A 24,216-nucleotide genomic window follows, 5' to 3' on the forward strand; every position below is an offset into this window, starting at 1 on the left:
CCGCCAACACACCCAACGAGATCCGATCGGTCAACCGAACAGCCGACGAATCAACGACACCACCACGAACCTGCACCACGCGAGCCACCCGAAAACAATAGCAGCTCCTTGCTTAAGTTAGTGGCATTGGGCCGGAGGCGCGCCGAGGTCCATTCTCAGCGGCGGAAGGTGACCTGGAGCGTTGGGGTCGTGGTGCCCGCGAAGAAGTCGTTGCCCTTGTCGTCGACCACGACGAAGGCCGGAAAGTCCTCGACCTCGATCCGCCAGACGGCTTCCATGCCGAGTTCCGGGTATTCCAGGACCTCGACCTTCTTGATGCAGTCCTGCGCCAGCCGGGCGGCGGGGCCGCCGATCGAGCCCAGGTAGAAGCCGCCGTGGGAGTTGCAGGCGTCGGTGACCTGTTTGGAGCGGTTGCCCTTGGCGAGCATGACCAGGGAGCCGCCCGCGGCTTGGAACTGCTCGACGTAGGAGTCCATGCGGCCCGCGGTGGTGGGGCCGAAGGAGCCCGACGCGTAGCCGTCCGGGGTTTTGGCCGGGCCCGCGTAGTAGACCGGGTGGTCCTTCAGGTACTGGGGCATCGGCTCGCCCGCGTCCAGCCGTTCCTTGATCTTGGCGTGCGCGATGTCGCGGGCCACGACCAGCGGGCCGGTCAGGGACAGGCGGGTCTTGACCGGCAGCTCGCTCAGCGTCGCGCGGATCTCGTCCATCGGGCGGGTCAGGTCGATGCGCACGACCTCGTCGGAGAGGTCCCCGCCCTCGACGTCCGGCAGGTAGCGGGCCGGGTCGCGCTCCAGCTGCTCCAGGAACACGCCGTCGGGGGTGATCTTCGCCTTGGCCTGGCGGTCGGCCGAGCAGGACACCGCGACGCCGACCGGGCAGGACGCGCCGTGCCGGGGGAGCCGGATGACGCGCACGTCGTGGCAGAAGTACTTGCCGCCGAACTGGGCGCCGATGCCGAACTCGCGGGTCATGGCCAGCACCTGCTGCTCGAGGTCCACGTCGCGGAAGGCGTGGCCGAGCGGGGAGCCCTCGGTCGGCAGGGTGTCGAGGTAGCGGGCGGACGCGAGCTTGGCGACCTTCAGGTTCTGCTCGGCCGACAGCCCGCCGACCACGATGGCCAGGTGGTACGGCGGGCAGGCGGCGGTGCCGAGGCCGCGCAGCTTCTCGTCGAGGAAGGAGGCCAGCCGCTTGGGGTTCAGGACGGCCTTGGTCTCCTGGTAGAGGAACGTCTTGTTGGCCGAGCCGCCGCCCTTGGCCATGAACAGGAACTCGTAGCTCGGGTCGGTGCCCGGCTTGGTGTTGATCTCGATCTGCGCGGGCAGGTTGGTGCCGGTGTTCTTCTCGTCCCAGAAGGTCACCGGGGCCATCTGCGAGTAGCGCAGGTTCAGCTCCTGGTACGCCTGGTAGACGCCCCTGGCCAGGGCTCGCTCGTCGGCGCCGCCGGTCAGCACGGTCTCGGTGCGCTTGCCCATGACGATCGCGGTGCCGGTGTCCTGGCACATCGGCAGCACGCCACCGGCGGAGATGCAGGCGTTGCGCAGCAGGTCCATCGCGACGAACCGGTCGTTGCCGCTGGCCTCGGGGTCGTCGACGATCGAGCGCAGCTGGGCGAGGTGCGACGGGCGCAGCAGGTGCTGGATGTCCTTGATCGCCTCGCGGGCCAGCAGGGTCAGCGCCTCGGGGTCGATCTCCAGGAACCGGCGCCCCGCGCCCTCGACGACCCGCACACCGTCCGCGCTGACCAGGCGGTACTCGGTGGTGGTGTCCTTGCCGAGCGGCAGGACGTCGGTGTACTCGAAGTTCGTGGTGGCGGTCACGTCAGCGGGCTCCCTTGCGCGCGTCCAGGATTCCGCCAAACGTACCCCCCGCCCCGGCACCCCAGCAGCCGTCACCGCCGTGGTGCTCCCCACGCCCCGGCCCGGCCTGCCACCCCCCCAGCGGGCCTCCACGCGGCCTACCCCCGGCTCCTGCCCACCTCTACCCATGTGGCTTTCATGCGCTCCGCGCATCGCCCTTCCGTCCCCCGCCCACGTCTCCCATGTGGCTTTCATGCGCTCCGCGCATCGCCCTTAGGGCTCTTGTCCGCGTCTCCCAATGTGGCTTTCATGCGCTTCGCGCATCGCTTTCCGGCTCTTGCCCGCGTCTCCCGGTGTGGCTTTCATGCGCTCCGCGCATCGCCGCGCCTTCCGCACCGAGGGGGATTCAGGGGGCTCGGCCCCCGGATGGATACGCCTTCCGGCACTTCGGCGAGTGCGCTCCACGAGCAGGGGGTGGCATGCCGGAAGGTCGGGGCGGCCCCCGGCCGTCCCGACCTCCCGTCGCGGGTGGTGTGCCCTGGTTGCTGACCGCACCACCGAAGTTCGCCGCGCCGCCAACGTTTGTTGGGGACTGCGAGTTCGTGCTGACTACGCTGCCGTGACTGGGGTCACATGTCAACGCCGCTATCAGTGTGACGTCGTCGAGTGGCCGATGTCGGGTTCGGTCCGGTTTCGGTTTGGTTGACCCGGCTCAGCTGGCGTAGGCGCGCAGCTTCTCGGCGCGTTCGCCCTGGCGGAGCTTGGACATGACCTCGCGCTCGATCTGGCGGACGCGTTCGCGGGAGAGGCCGAAGCGCTTGCCGATCTGGTCGAGGGTGCGGGGCTGGCCGTCGTCGAGGCCGTAGCGGAGGCGGATGACGGACTGCTCGCGGTCGTCCAGCGTGGCCAGCACGCGGCGCATGTCGTCCTGCAGGAGGCCGGAGATGACGGCGCTCTCGGCGTCGGTGGCCTCGCCGTCCTCGATGAAGTCGCCGAGGGGGGCGTCCTCCTCCGAGCCGACCGGCATGTCCAGGCTCACCGGGTCGCGGGCGTGGTCGAGCAGGTCGGCGACCTTCTGCGGGGTCAGCCCGGCCTCCTTGGCCAGCTCGTCCTTGGTGGCCTCGCGGCCGAGCTGCTGGTGCAGGTCGCGCTTGATCCGGGCCAGCTTGTTGACCTGCTCCACGAGGTGGACGGGCAGCCGGATGGTGCGGCCCTGGTCGGCCATGCCCCGGGTGATCGCCTGGCGGATCCACCAGGTGGCATACGTGGAGAACTTGAAACCCTTGGTGTAGTCGAACTTCTCCACCGCGCGGATCAGACCCAGGTTCCCCTCCTGGATCAGGTCCAGCAGCGGCATGCCGCGGCCGGTGTAGCGCTTGGCCAGCGACACCACGAGGCGCAGGTTCGCCTCCAGCAGGTGGTTCTTGGCGGTGTGCCCGTCGGCGATCAGCGCGCGCAGCTCGGCGCGGCGCGCGGGCGACAGGTCGGGAGCGGTGTCGAGCATGTGCTGCGCGAAGACCCCCGCCTCGACGCGCTTGGCCAGCTCCACCTCCTGCGCCGCCGTGAGCAGCGCGGTGCGCCCGATCCCGTTGAGGTAGACGCGGACCAGGTCCGCGGCGGGTCCCTGGGCGTCGAGGTCGGCTTCGTAGGTGAGCTGCTCGGGCTCGCGCTGGTGCGGGACCGTCATGGTGCTCCCTCCCCCTGTCACTGTGGTACTGCCTGTCAAACGTCGCGGGGGCGGGATTCGTTCCCGATCCCCACACTGGTGATGACGCCACCCGTGCGGGGATCGTTGCTCAGGTTTACCTGAGCTTTCGCTGAGAAGTCCGGCACCGGTCGCTGGGCCCACGTTCGCAGCGGGGAACGGCCTGGCGCATCAACCTTTGGGTGGACTCGCGTGTCAGTCGTGTGGGTGAAGGCAACCGTCTCACTGCGACTGTCGTTGAGCCTTCCTCGACTAGATGTCGAGCAGCACGGTGAACGGACCGTCGTTCACGCTCTCCACCGCCATCATCGCGCCGAACCGGCCCGTCTCGACCCGGGCGCCGCGGGCGCGCAGCTCGGCGACCGCGGCGGCCACCAGCGGCTCGGCGTGGTCCGGTCGGGCGGCGGCGGTCCACGAGGGGCGGCGACCCTTCCGGGTGTCGCCGTAGAGTGTGAATCGGCTCACTACGAGTAAGGGTGCGTCCGCGCTGGCGCACGATTCCTCGTCGCGCAGCAGCCGCAGTTCGTGCAACTTGCGCGCCATGGTCGCGGCCTTGTCCGAAGTGTCATCGACGTGCACGCCGAGCAGCACCAGCAGTCCCGGCTCGTCGATGCGGCCGACGACCTCGTCGCCGACGGTGACCGTGGCGCGGGTCACCCGCGCCACGACCGCCCTCACGCCAGTTCCTCGGGCAGCAGCATGCCCCGGGTGACCAGGTCGGCCACCACGGGCAGCGCGGCGGCCACCACGGCGTCGGCGGTGAGGCCGTTCGCGGCGGCGAGCAGGGCCAGCAGGTCGGCCAGCGGCAGGTGGCCGCGGCAGCCCGCGAGCAGCGCGGTCACCAGCTCGTCGGTCTCCTGCTGCCAGCCGGGGCCGTCGGTGCGGTGCAGCCTGCGCACGACCTCGCGCCAGCCGTCCGCGGCGGGCTCGGACACCCGCTCCAGCACGACCGTCGGCGGCACCACGAAGGTGGCGGCCAGCAGCCGCTTCGGGTCGGCGTGCGCGCGCAACCAGGCGACCCGGTCCAGCCAGCCGCCCGCCTCCGGGCCCAGCGGGTCGTCGAAGGCGTGCCGCAGGTCCTCGCAGGCCACCTCGGTGTCGGTGTCGGTCGAGCGCAGCGTGACGAAGCCGAACCCGATGCCCTCCACCTCGTGCTCGGCGAACCAGTCGAGCCAGGCCGCGGCCTGCGCCGAGCCCTCGGCCGAGCGCGGGTCGATGCCCGCGTCGCGCAGCCAGGTGCCCACGTACAGGGCGGGCTCGGCCACGTCGCGCTGCACGAACCACGCGTCGACGCCCTCGTCCGGCAACCACGCGGCGACCCGGTCGGCCCAGTCCTCGCCGCGGCGGTGCAGCCACGACGCCAGCAGCTGGCCGACGCCGCCCGGGGCGAGCACGTCGGGCAGCCCGCGGACCACCAGCGCGCTAGCGTCGTCGCCCGCCAAACCGGAGTCGCGGTAGACGTAATCCACCCGCGGCGGCCCCACCACGAACGGCGGGTTGCACACCACCTGGTCGAACCGCCTGCCCGCGACCGGCTCGAACCACGACCCGCGCGCGGTCTCCACCTCGACGCCGTTGAGCCGGAACGTGGCCGAGGCCAGGGCCAGGCAGCGCGCGGACAGGTCGGTCGCGGTGACCCGGGCCGCGTGCCTGGTCGCCTGCAGCGCCTGCACGCCGCAGCCGGTGCCCAGGTCGAGCAGCGTGCCGACCGGCCTGCGCAGCGTCGCCCGCGCCAGGCTCAGTGAGGCGTGCCCGATGCCGAGGACGTGATCGGTGCCGACCGGCGCGCCCGCCTGGTCGGCGTCGAGGTCGGCCACCACCCACCACGAGCCCAGGTCGTCGCCGAAGGGCCGCAGGTCCAACCCGGCGCGGGTGGTGTCGCCGGACACCCGCACCAGCCCGGTCGCGGCGGCCTCGTCGAGGTCGACCCCGGACAGCGCCCGCCGGACCAGGGCCGTGGGCTGCTCGTCGCCGACCAGGAACAGCCGGATCAGCGTCTCGACCGGGGAACCGCCCGCGGTCGCCCGCCGAGCGGGCTCCGGCTCCCCGCGCCCCAACGCCGCGTGCGCGGAGTCGCCGAGCACCGCCACCACCCCGTCGGCGTCGTACCCGGCGGCGGAGAGGGTGTCGCGCAACCGCGCGCAGAACTCGTCAGAGAAATGGGGGATCACGCCCGAATGCTCGCACGCACCTGACTTGGTCACCGCGTTCGGCCTGGGTGGTGTCAGGAGTTGACGTGGTGCGCGGTGTGGGTGGACGACGTCGAGGAAGGGGAATCGCGCACGGCGGAGGGCACAAGAGGTACCGCACCCGGTAGATGACGGCGGCGAGCCAGAACAAGAGAAGGGAAGGGGGAGACGAGTGGAGAGAGAAAGAGCGGGAGAGTGCGAGGTGGGTGCGCTGAAGAGAGGAGACAGGTCGCGGAGGGGACGCGCCTTTGGGGATTCGGTTCGGTGCCATGAACACAGGTTCGCAGCGGAGGTGTCAACCCCGCTCGGAGTTGTCCACAGGCAAGATCAGACCCGGGCCACCAGGTGGTAGTGGCCGGGCAGGCGGTAGCGGGCGACGACCTCCGCGCCCAGCGCGGCGATGGCGTCGCGGGCCTCGGCGGCGGCCACCAGGGGGCCGATCACCGACAGCAGGCCGCCCGCGCGTAGTGGGGCCGTGGCGGCGCGGAGCAGGCTCACCGGGTCCTCGGCGTAGTGCAGCAGGTCGTGGCACAGGACGACGTCGAAGTCGGCCGCGCGGAACAGGTCGGGGGCGTCCTCCGCCGTCGCCTGGACCACGAGCACGGTCACCCCGCGCGTGTAGGCGTGGGCCAGCGCGTCGGCGAGCATCGCGCCCGCGGGGTCGAGGATGGTGACCTCGTGGCCCAGTTCGGCCAAGGGCACGCCGTCGTCGCCCCGCCCGCCCGCGACGTCCAGGACGCGGGACGGGCCGGTCAGGTGCCGGGCGAGGTTCACCCCGGCCAGCAGGTGGCGGGTCGGTGCCTGGGGTCCGTCGACCGCGAATCCCGTCATAACCCTCTTCTTACCGGCTGGTCGCGTGATCTTTGCCCAGATCTACCCGGATGGCGCAGTTGGCCGCCGGAAGTGAGAGGATGGTGGGCGGAGGTGGTGTCGTGAAGGGCTCCGAGCGGGACGACACCCCGGTTCTGATCACCGAGGCCGAGCCGTCGTACGAAGAGCAGTTCGCCGCGCGCAAGCGCAAGTACATGATCATGATGGGGCTGCGGCTGCCGTGCCTGCTGCTCGCGGGCATCTTCTACCAGACCTGGTGGCTGGCCCTGGGCTTCGTGGCGCTGTCGGTCCCGCTGCCGTGGGTCGCGGTGCTCGTCGCCAACGACCGGCCACCGCGCAAGGCCGAGAAGGTCAACCGCTACGAGCGCGAGGCCCGGGCCATCGAGGGCGCGAACCGTCAGGTCATCGACGGCTGAGCCCCCACCCGCCGCACGGCCAGCGCGCCCGCGGCGGTCCCGGCGGCCAGCGCGGCGCGGGGTTCCGCGCCGTCCAGCCACGCCGCGAGCAGCCCCGCGTTGAACGCGTCGCCCGCGCCGGTCGTGTCCACGCACGCCACGACCTCGGCGGGCACGGACACCGACACCGACCGGTCCACCCACCGCGCACCTCCGGCCCCGTGCGTCACGGCGACCGCGCGCACCACTTCAAGGACACGCGCACCACCCAGCGCGGTGAACTCGTCCTCGTTCGGTAGCAGCAGATCGATCTCGCGCACCGCGTCCAGGAACGCGGTCCCGTCACCGACCAGCGCCGCCGACTGCGGGTCGACCGACGTCGTCAACCCGGCCGCTCTTGCGCCGCCAGCACCTCTATGCCCGCTTGGCGCGTCCCGCTGTCCGTGAGCACATAGCCGGAAAGGTGCAGGTGTTGCGCGGACGACAACACCGCCGGTGGGACGTCGGTACTGCGCAAGAGGGCGTTGGTACCGCGGTCGGGGAACATCGTCCGTTGGCCCGTCTCGTCAACCAGGACCACTACGCACCCGGTACCGGCCGTCTCGTCCACGGTGAACTCGCACCGCACCCCGCGCGCGGTCAGCTCCTCCCGGGCCTGCGTGGCCGCCGCGTCGCTCCCCACCCGGGACACCAGCGTGACGGACGCGCCGAGCCACGCCAGCCACGCCGCGGCGTTCGCCCCGGCGCCACCCGCGTGCATGCGGATCCGGGCCAAGGTGTCGTCCCCGCGCGCGATAGGTCCCGAATGTCGGGTGACGACGTCAAGCGCCGTATCGCCGACCACCACCACAGCCGCCATGACACCACCCGGATAAAGGATTCGCGCTCCTGCCGCCATTAGGGTAGAAAACCCAACCGGTCGCCGCGTCCGCGACACGAGCCCCAACCCGCCGAGGAGCAGGTATGCGTGTGCCGCGCGCGCTGATCGTCGCGGGTTTTCGGCGCTACGCCACCTATCGGCAGGCCACGGTCGCCGGGGCCTTCACCAACGTCGTCTTCGGTTTCCTGCGCTGCTACATCCTGCTCAGCATCGCCGAGTCCGCCGGCGGGTCGATGGTCGGCTACGACCCCACCCAGTTGGTGAGCTATGTCTGGTTGGGGCAGGGCATGCTCGCCGTGGTCAACTCCTGGACCATGCTCGACCTGGCCGAGCGGGTGCGCTCCGGCGAGGTGGTGTCCGACCTGCTGCGCCCCATCGATCCACTGTGGACGTACATGTGGACCGACCTCGGCCGGGGTGGCTTCGCGATGCTCACCCGCTTCCTGACCCCGTTGGTGGTCGGTGAGCTCTGCTTCGGCGTCTACGTCCCGGACAACCCGCTGACCTACCCGCTGTTCCTCTTGTCGGTCGTCGCCGCCCTGCTGGTGGGATTCGCCTGCCGCTACCTGATCGGCCTGTGCGCGTTCTGGCTGCTGGACGTGCGCGGCGTGTCGATGATGTGGGTGTTCTTCTCCGGCGCCGCCAGTGGTCTCTACTTCCCGCTGGCCGTCCTGCCGGACTGGCTCGCCACGGCACTGTGGGCCGTCACGCCGTTCCCCTCGCTCATGCAGGCGTCCCTGGACATCGCGGTCGAGCGCGGCGGCCTGGCGCACGGCCTCCCGGCGTTCGGGGCCCAGGTCGTGTGGGTCGTGTTGTCGCTGCTCGCCTGCCGCTGGGTGCAGACCCGCGCCGTCCGGAGGTTGGTGGTGCAGGGTGGCTGAGTTCGCCGCGAAGGTGGGGATCATCGCCCACATGGTCCGCGCGCAGGTGCGCGGCCAGCTCCAGTACCGCGTCTCGTTCGTCATGGAGCTCATCGGCAGCATGATGACCAACGCGCTCGACGTGGCCACCGTGTTCGTGTTGTTCTCCGTCGGGGGTGGCCTCGGCGGGTTCGGTGGTCCCAACGTGCTGCTGATGGCCTCGTTGTCCGCCGTCGCGTTCTCGGGCAGTGACCTCGTAGTGAGCAATGTCGACCGGTTGCGCGAATACGTGCGCACGGGCATGTTCGACTCACTGCTGCTGCGGCCCTTGTCGTCCTTGGCGCAATTGATGGCTATCACATTCGCCCTGCGCCGGGTGGGACGGTTCGCGCAAGCAGCGGTCTTGTACGTCATCGCGCTTTTCGTCGCCGACATCGACTGGACCGTGGGGCGCGTGCTTTTGGCCGTAGTGGCGCCGTTCACCGGTGTTGTCTTCTTCAGCAGCCTCTTCGTCGCGGGCGCCACGGTCGCGTTCTGGTGGGTGGAGTCCGGTGAGGTCGCCAACGCCTTCACCTACGGCGGCCGCGACTTCACCTCGTACCCCATCACCATGTACGGCGGCTGGTTCCGCGACCTGTTCGCCCTGGGCCTCGGTTTCGGCTTCGTCGCCTACTACCCCGTACTCGCACTGGTGGGCCTCCCGGACCCGTTGGGTGTCCCGGTCTGGTTGCACTGGTGCTCGCCGTTGGTCGCCTTCCTCGCCGCCGGGCTCGCCGCGCTGTTCTGGCGCGTCGGCGTCCGCCACTACCGGAGCACCGGATCATGATCATCTCAGCGCGCGGGCTGCGCAAGGACTTCACCGTCACCCGCAAGGTCGGCCGCTTCCGCCGGGAACGCCACGTGGTGTCCGCGGTGGACGGCGTCGACCTCACCGTGGAACGCGGTGAACTCCTCGGCTACATCGGCCCCAACGGCGCCGGGAAGTCCACCACGCTCAAGATGCTCACGGGAGTGCTCTACCCGAGCGCGGGAGAGGTCACCGTGTGCGGTGTGGAGCCGGTGGCCAAACGCACCACCCTCGCCAAGAGGATCGGTGTGGTCTTCGGTCAGCGTTCGCAGCTCTGGTGGGACCTACCGCTCGGTGAGTCCTTCGCGCTACTACGACACATCTACCGCGTCCCCGACACAGACCACGCCGCGCGCCTCACGCGCTGCACGGAACTCTTGGGCCTCGACGAGTTCATCCACACCCCGGTCCGGCAGCTCTCCCTGGGCCAGCGCATGCGGGGCGAACTCACCGCCGCCCTCCTGCACGGCCCCGAGGTCCTGTTCCTCGACGAACCCACCATCGGCCTCGACGTGCTCAGCAAGCAGGCCGTCCGCGACTTCCTCGGCGAACTCGACCAGCGCGGCGACACCACCGTCGTGCTCACCACCCACGACCTCGCCGACATCGAGAAGCTGTGCCGCAGGCTCGTCGTCATCGACCACGGCCGGGTCGTGCACGACGGCACCCTCGACGAGCTGCACACCCGCTACCGCTCCCGCCGCGTCGTCGTCGCCGACCTCGACGCCCCGTGGCCGACCGACCTGACCTTGCCCGGCGCCGAGGTCACCGCCGTGGAAGCTGACGGCCACCGCGTCACCCTCACCCTCGACGGCATCGCCGCCGGTGAGGTCGTCGCCGCCCTCGCCCGGGCCGTCCCACTACGGGACCTCTCCGTGCAAGAACCCGAGATCGAGGACGTCATCGCCCGCCTCTACCGCAGCGAGGCCTGACTCCGCGACAACGCCACCGCGCTCGCAGCGGCCACGCGGGTGTTGTCCGCCACCAACTCCACGTTCGCGGTCAGACTCGCCCCACCGCTACCCGAGTGGAAGTGCGACAGCAGCGCGGGCGTGATCGCCTTGCCCCGGATCCCGCGCTCCCGCAGCATCGCCATCCCCTCCGCGAGCAGCCGGTCGTGCAGCTCCCGGTCGACCTCGTACGCCTCCGGCACCGGGTTGACCACCAGCACCCCCGCCGACCCCGGCACCTCCCGGTGCGCGGCCACCACCTCGGCGACCTCCGAGGGGCTCTCCACCCGCCACGGCACGGAAAAAGCCGTCTCCCGCCGGTAGAACCCGGGGAAGGAATCCGTGCGGTACCCGAGGACCGGCACCGACCGGGTCTCCAGGACCTCCACCGTCGCCTCGACGTCCAGAATGGACTTCACCCCGGAGCACACCACCGTGACCGGCGTGAACGCCAAGACATCCAGATCGGCCGAAACGTCCCAAGAGGCCGCTCCCGTCGGTTCCGCCAAGTGCACCCCACCCAGGCCTCCGGTAGCGAAAAACCCGATACCGGCCTGGTGAGCCAAAGCGGCCGTCGCGGCGACCGTAGTAGCGCCATCACGCTTCGCCACGTACGCGGGCCCCAGATCCCGGCGCGACAGCTTCACCAACCCGGACTCGGCCGCGCACACCCGCGCCAACTGTTCCCCGGTAAGCCCCACCCGCGCCTTACCGTCCAACACCGCGATCGTCGCCGGGACGGCACCCGCCTCCCGCACCACGCGCTCCAGCCGCAGCCCGACCTCATGGTTGTGGCCCGGGGGCAGCCCGTGGGCCAACAACGTGCTTTCCAGCGCTACGACCCCACGCCCCTCGGACAGGGCGTCGGCGACCTCTTCGGACACAGCGAGATAGGTGCTCACCGCACCATCTTCGCCCACTACGGGAAAACTCTCAGTCGAAGATGCCCCGGGGCGCCGCCACCTGCCGCAGCCAGCCCTCGATCCGCTGCTCCCAGTCCGACCGGCCCACCTCGTTGGCCGCCACGATGAAGGACCCGACGGTCGAGACCCCGCGCTGCCCCAGCCCGCCGCCCTTCACCACGCGCACCTTCTTCACCACGTCCAACACCACCCGCACCTGCTGCGGACCGGCCAGGAAGGTGACCGCGACCTCGGTGAACGCCGCCGCGAACGCGGGGGACGGCGCGAAGGTGACCTCCTGGTAGAACGGCAGCTGCTGGTCGACGCCGTCGATCCGCTCGCGCTCGAGGTTCGCGGCGCGGAAGGTGAAGCCCAGCCTGCTCAGCGCGTCGAGCACCCGGTGCTGCGGCGGCAGCGGCTCCACCGACACCGCGTCCACGTCGTGCGGGTCCACCACGGCCCCGGCCAGCTTGAGCTTGGTCTGCAACCCCACCGCCATGCCGGTCAGGTGCTTGCCCAGCACCGAGGTGATCGGCGCCTCCCACGGCAGCCGCACCTCGAACGGCACGGTCAGCCGCGACCCCGCCCGCACCAGCTCCCGCCCGGCCAGGTTCACCTCCTGGAACGGCAGGTCGCGCGGCCCCTCCGGGGTGTCGACGCGGGCCAGCAGGGTCACACCGAGCGAGTCGACCTCTTGGTCGACCTGCCCGCCGATGAGGTGCACCTCGCCGCGCAGCGCGCCGCCGGGGCGGACCGCGTGGTCGAGCAGGCGGGCGTCGACCTTGGCCGCGCCCGCCCCGAACGACGCCAGGACCTTGGAGAACATGCGCGCATCCTGCCGGCCGGGCGTCCTCCCGAGGACCCCTTGGCCGACATCGGTGTCAGAATGGACGGGTGAGCGCACCGACCCAGACTCGTCCGGACGTCGACACTCGGCCCGAGGGCACCGAGACCACGAGTGACGACACGCCCAAGATGTTCCACTACGTCCGCAAGGACAAGATCGTCGAGAGCGCCGTCATGGGCAACATGGTGGTCGCGCTCTGCGGTGAGGTCTTCCCGGTGACGAAGTCCGCGAAGCCCGGTTCCCCCGTGTGCCCGGACTGCAAGAAGATCTACGAGCGCATGAAGGCGTGAGATCCACGCGAGAAGGGGCCGTGCCGGATCTCTCCTCGGCCCGGCCCCTTCTCGCGTTTCAGCAGGTCACACGTGCTGCAGCGTGGGCTCGCCCGCGTCCCGCCGGGCGTGCTTGGCGGCCCGCTTGGCCCGCCGCTTCTCCTTGCGGTTCTCCACCATCGTGTACAGCGTCGGCACCAGCACCAGGGTCAGCAGCGTCGAGCTGACCAGGCCGCCGATGACCACCAGGGCCAGCGGCTTGCCGATGAACCCGCCGTCGCCGGTGATGCCCAGCGCCATCGGCAGCAGCGCGAAGATGGTCGCCGCCGCGGTCATCAGGATCGGCCGCAGCCGCCTGCGACCACCCTCGATGACCGCCTCCCGCACCCCCATGCCGTCGGCCCGGTACTGGTTGACCAGGTCGATCAGCACGATCGCGTTGGTCACCACGATGCCCACCAGCATCAGCATGCCGATCAGCGACGGCAGGCCCAGCGGGGTGCCGGTGGCCAGCAGCAGGCCGATCGCGCCGGTCGCCGCGAACGGGATCGACACCAGCAGGATCAGCGGCTGCACCAGGCTGCGGAAGGTCGCCACCATGATCAGGAACACGATCGCGATGGCGGCCAGCATGGCCAGCCCCAGCTTCCCGAAGGTGTCGGCCTGGTCCGCGCTGACGCCGCCCACGGTGTAGTCGGCGCCGCCGGTCAGCCGCAGCTTGTCCAGCCGGTCGGTCATCGCCTTGGTGACCGCGCCCAGGTCGGACGACGTGGTCTTGGCGGTCACCGTGGTGCTGCGGTCGCCTTCGGTGCGGAACACCTGCACCGGACCGTCGACCGTGGACACCTGCGCCACGTCGCCGAGGGTGGCCCGGCCGGTCGCGCTGGGCAGCGGCAGCGCCTTGAGCGCGGCCACGTCCGCCGGGGCCGACCCGGTGCGCAGCACGACCTGCTGCCGGACCCCGCCGATGGGCAGCTCCGCGACCTGCGTGCCGTGCAGCGCCTGCGCGGCGAACTGGCCGATGGTCTGCGCGCTGAGCCCCCGCGCCGCCGCCTTCTGCTGGTCGACGAGCACCTCGACGCGCGGCGAGCTCTTCGCCAGGTCGCTGGTCACGTCCACCAGGCCGGGCGTGCCCGCCATGGTGTCCTGCACGGTCTTGGCCGCGGTCGCCAGGGTCGCCGCGTCCGGTGCGGTCACCACGACCTCCAGCTCGCTCGACGAGCCCGCGGTCTCCTCGCCGCTGACCTCCAGCTTGCCGTTCTTGGTGCCCACCTTGTCGGTGATCCGCTTGAGCACCGCCGTCCGGTCCACGCCCTCCTTGAGGGTGGCGCTGACCGTGGTGTTGCCGTCGCCGCCGAAGCCGAACCCGGCCAGCGAGTCGTCGGTACCCACCGTGACCTGGTACTTCTCGATCTCGGGGGTGGCCTTGAGGACGGCCTCGATCTCCTTGGCCGCGGCGTCGCGGGCGGCCAGCGAGGTGCCCGGCGCGGCCTCCTGGGTCATCAGCACCGAGGTGCCGTCGCCGCCGTCGATGAAGTTGGTCTCCAGCTTGCTCGCCAGGCCGAAGGTGCCGACCAGGATCAGCAGCGCGACGAGCAGCGTCACCCCGCGGCGCTTGGTGGCGAACCGCAGCACCGGCACGTAGGCGCGCTGCAGCGGGCTGCGCCGCTCCTTCTCCAGCGCCAGCTGCCGGGTCCGCTCCGCCGCGGCCGGGTCGGTGGCCGTCTTCGGGCGCTTGAGGAACCAGAACGCGAGCACCGGCACCACGGTCAGCGACACGACCAGCGACGCCAGCAGCGCCACCGTCACGGTCAGCGAGAACGGCCCGAACAGCTCACCGGCGATACCGCCGACGAACGCGATCGGCGCGAACACCGCCACCGTGGTCAGCGTCGACGCGGTGACCGCGCCCGCCACCTCCTTGGTGCCGGTCAGCACCGCGTGCTGCTTGTCCTCGCCGTACTCCAGGTGCCGCTTGATGTTCTCCAGCACCACGATCGAGTCGTCCACGACCCGGCCGACGGCGATGGTCAGCGCGCCCAGGGTGAGCATGTTCAGCGACAGGTCGCCGGTCCACATCACCAGCAGCGCCACCAGCACCGACAGCGGGATGGACACCGCGGTCACCACGGTCGAGCGGATCGACAGCAGGAACAGCAGGATGACCAGCACGGCGAAGGCCAGGCCCAGCATGCCCTCGGTGGTCAGGCCGCTGATCGCCTTCTCCACCTCGGGGCCCTGCGCGTAGACCACGGTCAGGTCGGTCTGCGCGGCCTTCTCCATGGCGGCGAGCTTGTCGTTGACCGCCTTGGAGATCGCCACGGCGTTGCCGTCGCGGGTCATGGTGACGTTCACGCTCAGCGTCGGCTCGCCACCGGTCCGGGTGATCACGGTCGCCGGGGCCAGCGCGGCGTCCACCGACGCCACGTCACCCAGGGTGACCGGACGGGTGCCCTGGGTCGGCAGTACGAGCGCCCGCAGGTCGTCGACGCTCTTGAGCGGGCCGCCGAACTGCACGGCCATGTTCTTGTCCGCCTCGGTGACCGACCCCGCGGGCAGCGTCGCCCCGGCCGAGGTCAGCGCGCCCGCCAGCGCCTGCGGGTCGATCCCCGCGGCGGCGAGCTTGCCGTAGTCGACGGTCACGTTCACCTGGTGGGCGCGGGCGCCGCCGACGGTGGCCTCGCGCACCCCCGGGATCTCCTCCAGCTCCGGCACGACCTCGGCCTTGAGCCGCTGCGCCGCGGCCGCCTCGTCGGTGCCGGAGGTGCCCGCGAGCACCACGACCGGGATGTCGTCGGTGCTGCCCTGCAGCACGGTCGGTTCGACGTTCTGCGGCAGCTGCGGCCGCAACCGGTTCACCGCCTGCTGCACCTGGCTGACCGCGTTGTCCACGTCGGTGCCGTAGACGAACCGGACCTGCACGGTCGCGGAGCCCTCACCGGAGCGGGTGGTGACCTTCTCCACGCCCGCGATGCCGCGCACCGCGGACTGCAGCGGCTCGGCCACCTGGCTGTCCACCACGTCGGGCGACGCGCCCGGGTAGGGCGCGACCACGACCGCGGCGGGCAGCTGGATGGACGGCAGGAGCTGTTGTTTGATCGACGGCAGCGCGATGGCCCCGAAGCCGATGATGATCAGGCTGAGCAGCCCCACCAGACCTCGGTTGCCCAGGCTCAGTCGTGCCAGGACGGACATGTGACGTGGATCCCCTCGCTGTGGTCAGACACTCACCGGTGGCCCCCGGGCGTTTCCGCACGCCCTCCATCCGGTGGCGGGAAAAGCCTGGCACAGCGCCAGTGTGGGCCGACTCCGTCCGGAGACCGAACCGGTCTCATACGAAAGGATGACCGCGAGCGGGTTTCAGCCCTGGGACGGCGACGCCGGGTGATCACCCGGTCGCGCAACCGGCAGCGCGGGGGTCTCGCCGGGTGCGCGCGGGTCATCCCCGGAGTTGATCCGCTCGGCCGCGCGCTCCATCTCCAGCCGCTGCCAGCGCCGCCGCTGCCGCTTGGTCATCCGCGCGGGCCACATCTCCTGGATGGCGGCGTTGAAGTAGGCGCCGATCACCACCGCGAGCCCGATGAAGAACGCGAACAGCAGGAACGCGATCGGGGTGGCCAGCGCGCCGTAGGTGTAGCCGGTGGTGGTGATCCAGCCGATGTAGAGCCGCAGGCCGATGCTGGAGAGCACGAACACCACCATGGCCAGCACCGCGCCCGGCAGGCCGCGGTGCCACGGCAGCTTGCGCGGCAGCGCCACCTTGTACAGCGTGGCCAGGGCCAGCGCGATCAGCAGCGCGATCGCCGGGTAGTAGGTGATGTCCACCCAGGTGATCACGATCGGCCGCCACGACGCGGGGAACAGGTTCGGCAGCAGGTCCGGGCCCAGCGCCAGCACCGGCAGCCCGACGATCAGCAGCACCAGGCTGACCATGTACAGCAGCAGCGCGAAGATCCGCTGCCACACCTCGTGCCGGACCCCGTATTGTCCGTGTGCGACGGTGATCGCGTCGACGAACGAGGACATCGCCGACGACCCCGCCCACAGCGAGATGAGGAAGCCGACCGACACGATCTCACCACGACCGACCGTGAGTATGTCGGACACCGTCGGCTGGATGATCTGCGTCACGACGTTCTCGCTGAACGCCTTGCGGGACAGGTCGAGGATGTCGGCCTGCACGGCCTTGATCACGTCCGGGCCGAACCACTCCGCCACGAAGCCGAGGCTGCCGAGCAGGCCGAGCAGCAGCGGCGGCAGCGACAGCACCTGCCAGAACGCGGCCTCCGCGGCCTCGGAGAACAGGTTGCCCTCCCAGGCCTTGGCCAGGGTGCGCTTGAGCAGCCGCGACGGCGCGCGACCCCGGGGCCGCGGCCGGGGCCCGTCGGGCGCGCCGTCGCGGCCGTGCTGGGGTCCGGGCTGCTCGGTCATACGCCCCCAAGCATGGTCCATGCCGCCCCGATCGGCTTGATCGCGGGTGTGCCGGGCGGCGGCGTGTCGTGGTCTGGCGGCGATCATGCCCCGGCGGCCGGTATTCTCACGGACGCCCTCCACCGGGTCCAGACCGCCGCGCACTGCTCGCCCGGCGGGAGCCGCTGGGGGCATCGGTGTGTTTGCGGCCGGTGACCGGCCGCGTTGGTGTCCGCAGGGTGGAGAGGAGCTGGGGCATCCCGTGACCCGGGCCGAGGTGGAACCGGACTCCCAGGAGCGAGCCCCGGCGGCGAGACCGCTGCGGGACTGGCAGCGCCGCGCGCTGACCAAGTACCTGGCCAAGCGGCCGAAGGACTTCCTCGCGGTCGCCACGCCCGGCGCGGGCAAGACGGTGTTCGGCCTGCGCGTGGCGGCGGAGCTGCTGGCCGACCGCACGGTGGAGTCGCTGACGATCGTCGCGCCCACCGAGCACCTCAAGCACCAGTGGGCCGCGTCGGCGACCATGGCGGGCATCCCCATCGACCCGAACTTCACCAACTCGATGGGCGCCACCTCCCGCGACTTCCGCGGCGTCGCGGTCACCTACGCGCAGGTCGCCGCGCACCCGAGCCTGCACCGCGTGCGCACGGAGCAGCGCAAGACCCTGGTCATCCTCGACGAGATCCACCACGGCGGCGACGCCAAGAGCTGGGGCGACGCGGTCCGCGAGGCGTTCACCCCGGCTACCCGCCGCCTGGCGCTGACCGGCACCCCGTTCCGCAGCGACGATTCGCCCATCCCGTTCGTGCAGTACGAACCGGACGGCGCGGGCTTCCAGCGCAGCCGCGCCGACCACACCTACGGCTACTCCGACGCCCTGCGCGACGGCGTGGTCCGCCCGGTGATCTTCCTGGCGTACTCGGGCGAGGCGAGCTGGCGCACGAGCGCGGGCGAGGAGTTCACCGCCCGCCTCGGCGAACCGCTGACGGCCGAGCAGACCGCCCGCGCGTGGCGGACGGCGCTGGACCCGACGGGGGAGTGGATCCCGTCGGTGCTGGGGGCGGCGAACACCCGGCTCACCCAGGTGCGCCAGCACGTGCCGGACGCGGGCGGCCTGGTCATCGCCTCGGACCACGAGTCGGCCAAGGCGTACGCGAAGCTGCTGGAGGTCGCGACGGGCGAGGCGCCGACCCTCGTGCTGTCGGACGACCCCAAGGCGTCGGGCCGCATCCAGGAGTTCGCGGACTCCCAGTCGCGGTGGTTGGTCGCTGTCCGCATGGTGAGCGAGGGCGTGGACGTCCCCCGTTTGGCGGTGGGCGTGTACGCCACCAGTGCGTCGACACCGCTGTTCTTCGCGCAGGCGATCGGTCGGTATGTGCGCGTCCGGCAGCAGGGGGAAACGGCGAGCGTGTTCCTGCCGTCGGTTCCGGTGCTGCTCGACCTGGCCAGCCAACTGGAAGCCGAACGCGACCACGTCCTGGGGAAACCGCACCGGGAGAAAGAGGGTTGGGACGACGACCTGCTCGCCGACGCCAACCGCACCAAAGACGAACTGGGCGAAGAGGAAAAGGCCTTCACCTCCCTCGGCGCCTCCGCCGAACTGGACCAGGTCATCTTCGACGGGTCGTCGTTCGGCACGGCGGCGTTCGCGGGGACGGCGGAGGAAGAGGAATACCTGGGGTTGCCGGGGTTGCTGGAGCCGGACCAGGTGCGGGCGCTGTTGAAGCAGCGGCAGGACCAGCAGTTGGAGGACAGGTCCCGGCGGGCGGCGGAGAAGAAGCCGGAAGGGCCCCGACCGGTCCAGTCCCAGTCCGTCCAGGAACGGCTCGCGTCGCTCCGCAAGGAACTCAACGGCCTGGTCGGAATGGCCCACCACCGCACCGGAAAACCCCACGGCATGATCCACGGCGAACTCCGCCGAGCTTGCGGCGGCCCACCGACCGCGTTGGCCACGGTGGAACAACTGGAAGAGCGAATCGCCACTTTGCGCTCTTGGTAGCGTCCGCGCGAGCTTGTTGATCTCGCCGTTTTCCGCGCCTTGGGCGCTTGTCCACATGCATTGGAGTTGTCCACAGCCCTGCTGCGAATGCTGTTAACGCCCCAGCGCTCCCCGATAGAATCAAAATAGGGGTTCCCTTTTGCGGAGGACCCCTCGCGGGCGCTGGGGAGCATTTTGCGATCGGGCGGGATGAGGGCACGCACGGTGACCGGGCTTGGCCGCCGTTCGGGTCTTGATCGAGCCACCTCCGTTCCGGAGGGGTGGTCGGCGGGCATATGTTGTGACTCCCAACATTCTCCTCCGGGAGGGACGCCATGCGTGCCAAGGGACTTCTGCTCGTCACCGCTCTGACACTCTCCGCCTGTGGGGCCAACCAGGCGGCGGAGCCGGAGAACCCAGGTGGGACAACGGGATCCGGTGGGGGGATCAAGGTCGGGGTCATCTTGCCCGAGACCGCCACCTCCGCGCGCTGGGAGTCGTTCGACAAGCCGATGTTGCGGGCGGCCATGGCGGCGGTGGGGTTGGACGCCGACATCCAGAACGCGCAGGGGGATGTGCAGAAGTTCAGTACGTTGGCCGACGGGATGATCAGTCAGGGGGTGCAGGTGCTGGTCATCGCGGCGATCAACAGCGAGGTGGGGGGATCGGTCGCGGACAAGGCGCGGGCGCGGGGGATCCCGACGATCGACTACGACCGGCTCAACCTCGGGGGCGGGTCCGACTACTACGTCTCCTTCGACAACGTCAAAGTAGGTGAGCTGCAAGGGAAAGGGCTCGTCGACGCGCTCAAGGGGAAGGTCGGGGCGCAGGTCATCGAGATCGAGGGCGCGCCGACCGACAACAACGCCACGCTGTTCCACGACGGGCAGCAGAACGTCCTCGGACCTCTCTACACCTCCGGCGCGCTCAAACTCGTGCGCTCCCAACCCATCGACGGCTGGGACAACCAGCGCGGCGGCCTGACCTTCGAGCAGATCCTCACCGGCAACGGCGGCAAGGTCGACGGTGTCGTCGCCGCCAACGACGGGCTCGCGGGCGCCGTCATCACCGTCCTGCGCAAGAACGGCCTCAACGGCAAGGTCCCCGTCACCGGCCAGGACGCCACCGCCGACGGGCTCATGGCCGTCCTGCGCGGCGACCAGTACATGACCGTCTTCAAACCCATCCGCGAGGAAGCCGAATCCGCCGCCAAGCTCGCCGCCGCCCTCGCCAAGGGCGACACCGTGGCCGCCGACAAGGTCGCCACCGACACCAGCGACGACCCCAAGGGCAAGCGACAGGTCAAATCCGTGCTCCTGGAGCCTCAACTGACCACAAAGGACAACGTCAAGGCGGTCGTCGAACAAGGTTATGTCAAGGCGGCCGACATCTGCGGTGGCGACCTCGCTGCCACCTGCGCCCAACTCGGCATCCGGTGAGTGCCGTGCTGCTCGAACTCGAGAAGGCGTCCAAGAGCTTCGGCCCGGTTCGCGTGCTCCACGACGTCGACTTCGCCGTCCGCGCCGGGGAAGTGACCGCGCTGGTGGGGGACAACGGCGCCGGGAAGTCCACTTTGGTCAAGTGCCTGGCGGGCATCCACGCCGTCGACTCCGGCACGATCCGCTTCGACGGCGAACCTGTCGCCATCCCCGACCCGCGCGCCGCGGCCCGGCTCGGCATCGAGGTCGTCTACCAGGACCTCGCGCTGGCCGACAACCTCGACATCGTGCAGAACATGTTCCTCGGCCGCGAACGCGGCAGCGGCTGGCTCCTCGACGAGGCCGCCATGGAGGAAGCGGCCAGGGAAACCCTCGCCTCCCTGTCGGTCCGCACCGTCCGCTCGGTCCGCACCCCCGTCGCCCAGCTCTCCGGCGGGCAGCGCCAGACCGTCGCCATCGCCAAGTCCGTGCTGTGGCGCAGCCGCGTCGTGCTGCTCGACGAACCCACCGCGGCGCTCGGCGTCGCGCAGACCCGCCAGGTGCTCGACCTGGTCCGCCGCCTCGCCGGGCAGGGCCTCGGCGTGGTCCTGATCAGCCACAACCTGGCCGACGTGTTCTCCGTCGCCGACCGCGTCGCCGCCCTCTACCTCGGCCGCATGGTCGCCCAGGTGCCGATCGCCGACGTCACCCACGCCCAGGTCGTCGACCTCATCACCGCGGGCCGGACGGGGGAGCGGCCGTGACCAGGACCGACCCGGGGGTGATCACCGACTTCGGCGTCGACACCACCGCGATGTCCACTCAGGACGCCATGCGCGACTACCTGGCCCGGCTGCGCGGCGGCGACCTCGGCGCGCTGCCCGCGATCCTCGGCCTGGTCGTGCTCGTCGCGGTCTTCTGGCTGCTCTCCGACGGCTTCCTGACCCTGGACAACCTCGCCAACCTGCTCGCCCAGGGCACCGGCAAGATGATCATCGCGATGGGCCTGGTGTTCGTGCTGCTGCTCGGCGAGATCGACCTGTCCGCGGGCACCGCGTCCGGCGTCTGCGCGGCCGTCATGGCCATGCACTACGTCCGCGCGGGCAACCTCCTCGGCGGCATGGGCACGACCGTGTTCGCGGTCTTCGTCGGCGGCCTCGTCGCCGCCGCGCTGCTCGCCCTGCTGACCCGGATCTGGGCGGGCGCGGTGCTCGCGCTGGTCGGCGCCGGGATCGCGCTCGTCGGCGCGCCGCCGAACCCGTGGCTGGAGATGCTGCTCGCGGTGTGCGTCGGCGCGGCCATCGGGGTCATCACCGGCTTCCTGGTCTCCCGGATCGGCATGCCGTCGTTCGTGGTGACGCTGGCGCTGTTCATCACCTGGCAGGGCGTGATCCTGCGGTTCATCGGCGAGGGCGGGGTGTTCGGCATCGACACCCAGCCGACGCTCTTCGCCGTGGCCAACGGGAACCTGGGCGTCGCCGCGAGCTGGGGGCTGTGCGCGGTCGTCGTGCTCGGCTACGCCGCGGCGGTCGGCGGCGAACACCTGCTGAGACTCCACAGAGGACTGGTGACCGCGCCGACCCCGGTGGTCGTCGCCAAAGTGGTCGCCGTGGCCGCCGTCGCCGTACCCGCCACCTCCGCCCTCACCCTCGACCGCGCCACCAACGACTACGCCGACATCCGCGGGGTCCCCTACGTCGTCCCGATCGTGCTGGTCCTGCTCGTCGCGGGCACCTACGTGCTCAACCGCACCCGCTACGGCAGGCACGTGCACGCCGTCGGCGGCAACGCCGAGGCCGCGCGGCGCGCGGGCATCCCGGTCGGTCGGATCCGGGCCAGCGTGTTCGTGGTCGCCTCGGCCACCGCGGCCGTCGGCGCCGTCGTGTACTCGTCGAAGGTGGGGTCGGTCGACCCGCAGGCGGGCGGGCTCAATACGCTCCTGTTCGCCGTCGGCGCGGCCGTCATCGGCGGCACGTCGCTGTTCGGCGGCCGGGGTCGGGTCTCGCACGCGGTGGTCGGCGGTCTGGTGCTCGCCGTCGTGGAGAACGGGCTCGGTCTGCTCAAACAGCCCGCGGCGATGGTCAACATCGTCACCGGACTCGTCCTGCTGCTCGCCGCCACGGTCGACGCGCTCTCCCGGCGCCGGGCGGCCCGCGGCTAGGGCACCTGCCCGCGGAGGGCGCTGGGAGCGATGAGGCAGTGACCGGGACGACCGCCGGTACCCGGCCGGACGAGGCGCGCCGCCACAACCGCACGGCCCTGCTGCGCAGGCTGCACGTCGACGGCCCCTGCACCCGCGCCGCGCTCGCGGGTGAGCTCGGCCTCAACCGCAGCACGATCAAGGCGCTGGTCGACGGCCTCGCGGCGTCGGGGATCGTGCAGGAACGCGTCCCGATGGTGCGCACCGGTGCCGGGCGGCCGTCGCTGCTCGTGCTGCCCCAGCCGCTGGCCGCCGTCGTGCTGGCCGTCGACATCCGGGTCGACCGGGTGTCCACGGCGCTGGTCGGCCTCGGCGGGCAGGTGCTGGGCCGCGACGGCTGGAACCTGCGCGGTCGCGCGGGCGAGCCCACCGAGGTCGTCACCCGGGTCGTCGAGTCGACCAGGGTGCTGACCGAGGAACTCGGCTCCCGCGTGGTGTCCGCCGGGGTGTCCGTGCCGGGCGTCGTCCGGCGGCTCGACGGGTACGTGCACGAGGCGCCGAACCTGGGCTGGACCGACGTCCCGCTCGGGCACCGGCTGACCACCGCGCTCGGCGCGCCCGCGCGGGTCGGCAACGACGCCGAGCTCGCCGCCCTGGCCGAACACCTGCGCGGCGCCGCCCGGGGCGCCCGGGACGCGGTCTACCTCTCGGCCGACATCGGCGTCGGCGGCGGCGTCATCTCCGGCGGCTCCGCGCTGCGCGGCACCGCGGGGTACGTGGGGGAACTGGGGCACATGGTGGTCAACCCGGCGGGCGCCGCCTGCTACTGCGGCAGCCGGGGCTGCTGGGAGACGGAGGTCGGGGAGCAGGCCCTGCGCCGCGCACTCGACCTGCCCGCGCACTCACCCCGGGGCGCCGTCGTCGCCGAACTCCGGCTCCCGGCGGCCCCGGCCCGGCTCGCCGAGTTCACCGGCTGGCTGGCGGCGGGCCTGGTGACCGTGGTCAACGTGTTCGCACCCGAATTGGTCGTGCTGGGCGACCTGTTCACCGCGCTGCCCCGGTCGGTCGTCGCGGAGGTCGCCGCGGCCGTCGCCGAGCGCAGCCTGGTCAGCCGGGCCCTCGGCGGCACCGATCTCCGGGTCTCCACCCTGGGCGCCGACGCCAAGCTCCTCGGTGCCGCCGAACTCGCCTTCGAACCGGTCCTCGACACCGTCTGAAAAGCACAGCGGGCGGGATCCCGAGGGATCCCGCCCGCTGTGGGTGTAGTGGCTACTTTTCGCCCTTCTGCAGTTCCGCGGACATCGCACGCAGGCGCTCCTCGTGGGCGCGGGCGTGGTGGCCGCAGAAGAGCAGCTCGCCTCCGGAGGGAAGTACGGCGCGGACCTGAGCAGCCGCACCGCACCGGTCGCACCGGTCGGCAGCGGTCAGCTCGGGGCGGGTGAGCGTCGTCGTCGTCATGGGAGTTCTCCCTCCGTCCCGGCACCGGGTTACGCCCGGTGCCCTTGTCGGCTGCGGTCACGGAGGGAAACGCTCCGCCGTGTTCGCACTACCTACTCTTACAGACGCTCGGGCCTCCGGCAGTGTTCCCGCGCCCGATGCGCGGGGACACTGGCGATGATTAACCCGGTTGGCCCAGAGCTTCGCGCCGATTCGTGGTGCTAGCTGGGGTTCTACCGGGCGTATCGCCGGGTTGGCCACCCGATGTCCGCCTACGTTGTTCACCATCGGCGAACGCTCGCCGGGCCGTAGGCAAACCGGGTAACCCGATTCGGGCGGGTGGTCGCGGCTACCGCGGGTAG

20 protein-coding genes and 1 pseudogene are annotated in these 24,216 nt (G+C 71.1%); 10 read left to right on the top strand and 11 right to left on the bottom strand.

Going from position 1 to position 24,216, the window contains the following annotated elements; translation table 11 throughout:
* Nucleotides 1-155: 155 nt before the first annotated feature.
* The 5 genes from CLV40_RS26410 to CLV40_RS26430 form a co-directional block, all read right to left on the bottom strand.
* Complete coding sequence (locus tag CLV40_RS26410) at nucleotides 156-1,817, bottom strand: fumarate hydratase (protein ID WP_104481698.1); 1,662 nt, start codon at nucleotides 1,815-1,817, stop codon at nucleotides 156-158.
* A 691-nt stretch (nucleotides 1,818-2,508) separates the two neighbouring features.
* Nucleotides 2,509-3,483, bottom strand: coding sequence for a sigma-70 family RNA polymerase sigma factor (locus tag CLV40_RS26415; protein WP_104481699.1), 975 nt, complete (start codon nucleotides 3,481-3,483; stop codon nucleotides 2,509-2,511).
* 270 nt (nucleotides 3,484-3,753) lie between these two features.
* A complete protein-coding gene (gene dtd, locus CLV40_RS26420) occupies nucleotides 3,754-4,179 on the bottom strand; it encodes a D-aminoacyl-tRNA deacylase (RefSeq protein ID WP_104481700.1) in 426 nt (141 codons plus the stop codon).
* Nucleotides 4,176-5,672 carry a DUF7782 domain-containing protein gene (locus CLV40_RS26425; RefSeq protein WP_104481701.1) on the bottom strand — a complete coding sequence of 499 codons (1,497 nt, stop codon included), beginning with the start codon at nucleotides 5,670-5,672 and terminating at the stop codon, nucleotides 4,176-4,178. Before CLV40_RS26425 ends, dtd begins: the two co-directional genes overlap by 4 nt.
* A gap of 345 nt (nucleotides 5,673-6,017) precedes the next feature.
* A complete protein-coding gene (locus tag CLV40_RS26430; protein ID WP_104481702.1) occupies nucleotides 6,018-6,521 on the bottom strand; it encodes a class I SAM-dependent methyltransferase in 504 nt (167 codons plus the stop codon).
* Nucleotides 6,522-6,601: 80 nt separating this feature from the next.
* Between CLV40_RS26430 and CLV40_RS26435 the strand changes: the two genes are divergently transcribed.
* Nucleotides 6,602-6,937, top strand: a complete 336-nt coding sequence (locus tag CLV40_RS26435) for a DUF3099 domain-containing protein (RefSeq protein ID WP_104481703.1) — start codon at nucleotides 6,602-6,604, stop codon at nucleotides 6,935-6,937.
* Here the strand turns inward: CLV40_RS26435 and CLV40_RS26440 are convergent.
* Nucleotides 6,919-7,775, bottom strand: a pseudogene (locus tag CLV40_RS26440) (carbohydrate kinase family protein). The gene CLV40_RS26435 and the pseudogene CLV40_RS26440 sit on opposite strands and share 19 nt — an antisense overlap.
* A 104-nt stretch (nucleotides 7,776-7,879) precedes the next feature.
* Between CLV40_RS26440 and CLV40_RS26445 the strand changes: the two are divergent.
* The 3 genes from CLV40_RS26445 to CLV40_RS26455 are packed head-to-tail and all read left to right on the top strand — an operon-like array spanning nucleotide 7,880 to nucleotide 10,435.
* A complete protein-coding gene (locus CLV40_RS26445; protein ID WP_104481704.1) occupies nucleotides 7,880-8,677 on the top strand; it encodes an ABC transporter permease in 798 nt (265 codons plus the stop codon).
* Complete coding sequence (locus CLV40_RS26450) at nucleotides 8,670-9,482, top strand: ABC transporter permease (protein WP_245931585.1); 813 nt, start codon at nucleotides 8,670-8,672, stop codon at nucleotides 9,480-9,482. Before CLV40_RS26445 ends, CLV40_RS26450 begins: the two co-directional genes overlap by 8 nt.
* Nucleotides 9,479-10,435 carry an ABC transporter ATP-binding protein gene (locus CLV40_RS26455; RefSeq protein WP_104481705.1) on the top strand — a complete coding sequence of 319 codons (957 nt, stop codon included), beginning with the start codon at nucleotides 9,479-9,481 and terminating at the stop codon, nucleotides 10,433-10,435. The genes CLV40_RS26450 and CLV40_RS26455 overlap by 4 nt, the downstream gene beginning before the upstream one ends.
* Here CLV40_RS26455 and CLV40_RS26460 read toward each other — a convergent pair.
* Nucleotides 10,417-11,355 carry a pseudouridine-5'-phosphate glycosidase gene (locus tag CLV40_RS26460; RefSeq protein WP_104481706.1) on the bottom strand — a complete coding sequence of 313 codons (939 nt, stop codon included), beginning with the start codon at nucleotides 11,353-11,355 and terminating at the stop codon, nucleotides 10,417-10,419. The genes CLV40_RS26455 and CLV40_RS26460 overlap by 19 nt on opposite strands.
* A gap of 31 nt (nucleotides 11,356-11,386) precedes the next feature.
* The gene (locus tag CLV40_RS26465; RefSeq protein ID WP_104481707.1) at nucleotides 11,387-12,181 is read right to left on the bottom strand and encodes a sporulation protein; all 795 of its coding nucleotides are present in this window, start codon (nucleotides 12,179-12,181) and stop codon (nucleotides 11,387-11,389) included.
* A gap of 68 nt (nucleotides 12,182-12,249) precedes the next feature.
* On the opposite strand from CLV40_RS26465, the gene CLV40_RS26470 reads away from it, so the two are divergent.
* On the top strand, nucleotides 12,250-12,492 hold the full coding sequence (locus CLV40_RS26470; protein WP_104481708.1) for a DUF3039 domain-containing protein: 243 nt from the start codon (nucleotides 12,250-12,252) through the stop codon (nucleotides 12,490-12,492).
* A 66-nt stretch (nucleotides 12,493-12,558) separates the two neighbouring features.
* On the opposite strand, the gene CLV40_RS26475 is transcribed toward CLV40_RS26470, so the two are convergent.
* Together CLV40_RS26475 and CLV40_RS26480 are read right to left on the bottom strand one after the other, a co-directional pair.
* A complete protein-coding gene (locus CLV40_RS26475) occupies nucleotides 12,559-15,666 on the bottom strand; it encodes an efflux RND transporter permease subunit (protein WP_104481709.1) in 3,108 nt (1,035 codons plus the stop codon).
* A 165-nt stretch (nucleotides 15,667-15,831) separates the two neighbouring features.
* Entirely contained in the window at nucleotides 15,832-16,902 is a 1,071-nt protein-coding gene (locus CLV40_RS26480; protein WP_245931586.1) for a YihY/virulence factor BrkB family protein, read from the bottom strand.
* Nucleotides 16,903-17,143: 241 nt separating this feature from the next.
* Between CLV40_RS26480 and CLV40_RS26485 the strand changes: the two genes are divergently transcribed.
* From CLV40_RS26485 to CLV40_RS26505, 5 genes are all read left to right on the top strand, one after another.
* Nucleotides 17,144-18,880 carry a DEAD/DEAH box helicase gene (locus CLV40_RS26485; protein WP_104481710.1) on the top strand — a complete coding sequence of 579 codons (1,737 nt, stop codon included), beginning with the start codon at nucleotides 17,144-17,146 and terminating at the stop codon, nucleotides 18,878-18,880.
* A gap of 314 nt (nucleotides 18,881-19,194) precedes the next feature.
* On the top strand, nucleotides 19,195-20,298 hold the full coding sequence (locus tag CLV40_RS26490) for a sugar ABC transporter substrate-binding protein (RefSeq protein WP_104481711.1): 1,104 nt from the start codon (nucleotides 19,195-19,197) through the stop codon (nucleotides 20,296-20,298).
* Complete coding sequence (locus CLV40_RS26495; protein WP_104481712.1) at nucleotides 20,295-21,041, top strand: ATP-binding cassette domain-containing protein; 747 nt, start codon at nucleotides 20,295-20,297, stop codon at nucleotides 21,039-21,041. The genes CLV40_RS26490 and CLV40_RS26495 overlap by 4 nt, the downstream gene beginning before the upstream one ends.
* Nucleotides 21,042-21,091: 50 nt before the next feature.
* Entirely contained in the window at nucleotides 21,092-22,438 is a 1,347-nt protein-coding gene (locus tag CLV40_RS26500) for a sugar ABC transporter permease (RefSeq protein ID WP_104481813.1), read from the top strand.
* 38 nt (nucleotides 22,439-22,476) lie between these two features.
* Nucleotides 22,477-23,634 (top strand): ROK family protein, encoded by a 1,158-nt coding sequence (locus CLV40_RS26505; RefSeq protein ID WP_104481713.1) that lies wholly within the window; start codon nucleotides 22,477-22,479, stop codon nucleotides 23,632-23,634.
* Nucleotides 23,635-23,686: 52 nt separating this feature from the next.
* On the opposite strand, the gene CLV40_RS26510 is transcribed toward CLV40_RS26505, so the two are convergent.
* Nucleotides 23,687-23,875: a DUF7455 domain-containing protein gene (locus tag CLV40_RS26510; RefSeq protein ID WP_104481714.1), complete on the bottom strand. Its 189-nt coding sequence runs from the start codon at nucleotides 23,873-23,875 to the stop codon at nucleotides 23,687-23,689.
* Nucleotides 23,876-24,216 lie beyond the last annotated feature (341 nt).

The sequence above is a fragment of the Actinokineospora auranticolor genome (genome assembly GCF_002934265.1).
GTDB classification, from domain to species: Bacteria; Actinomycetota; Actinomycetes; order Mycobacteriales; family Pseudonocardiaceae; genus Actinokineospora; species Actinokineospora auranticolor.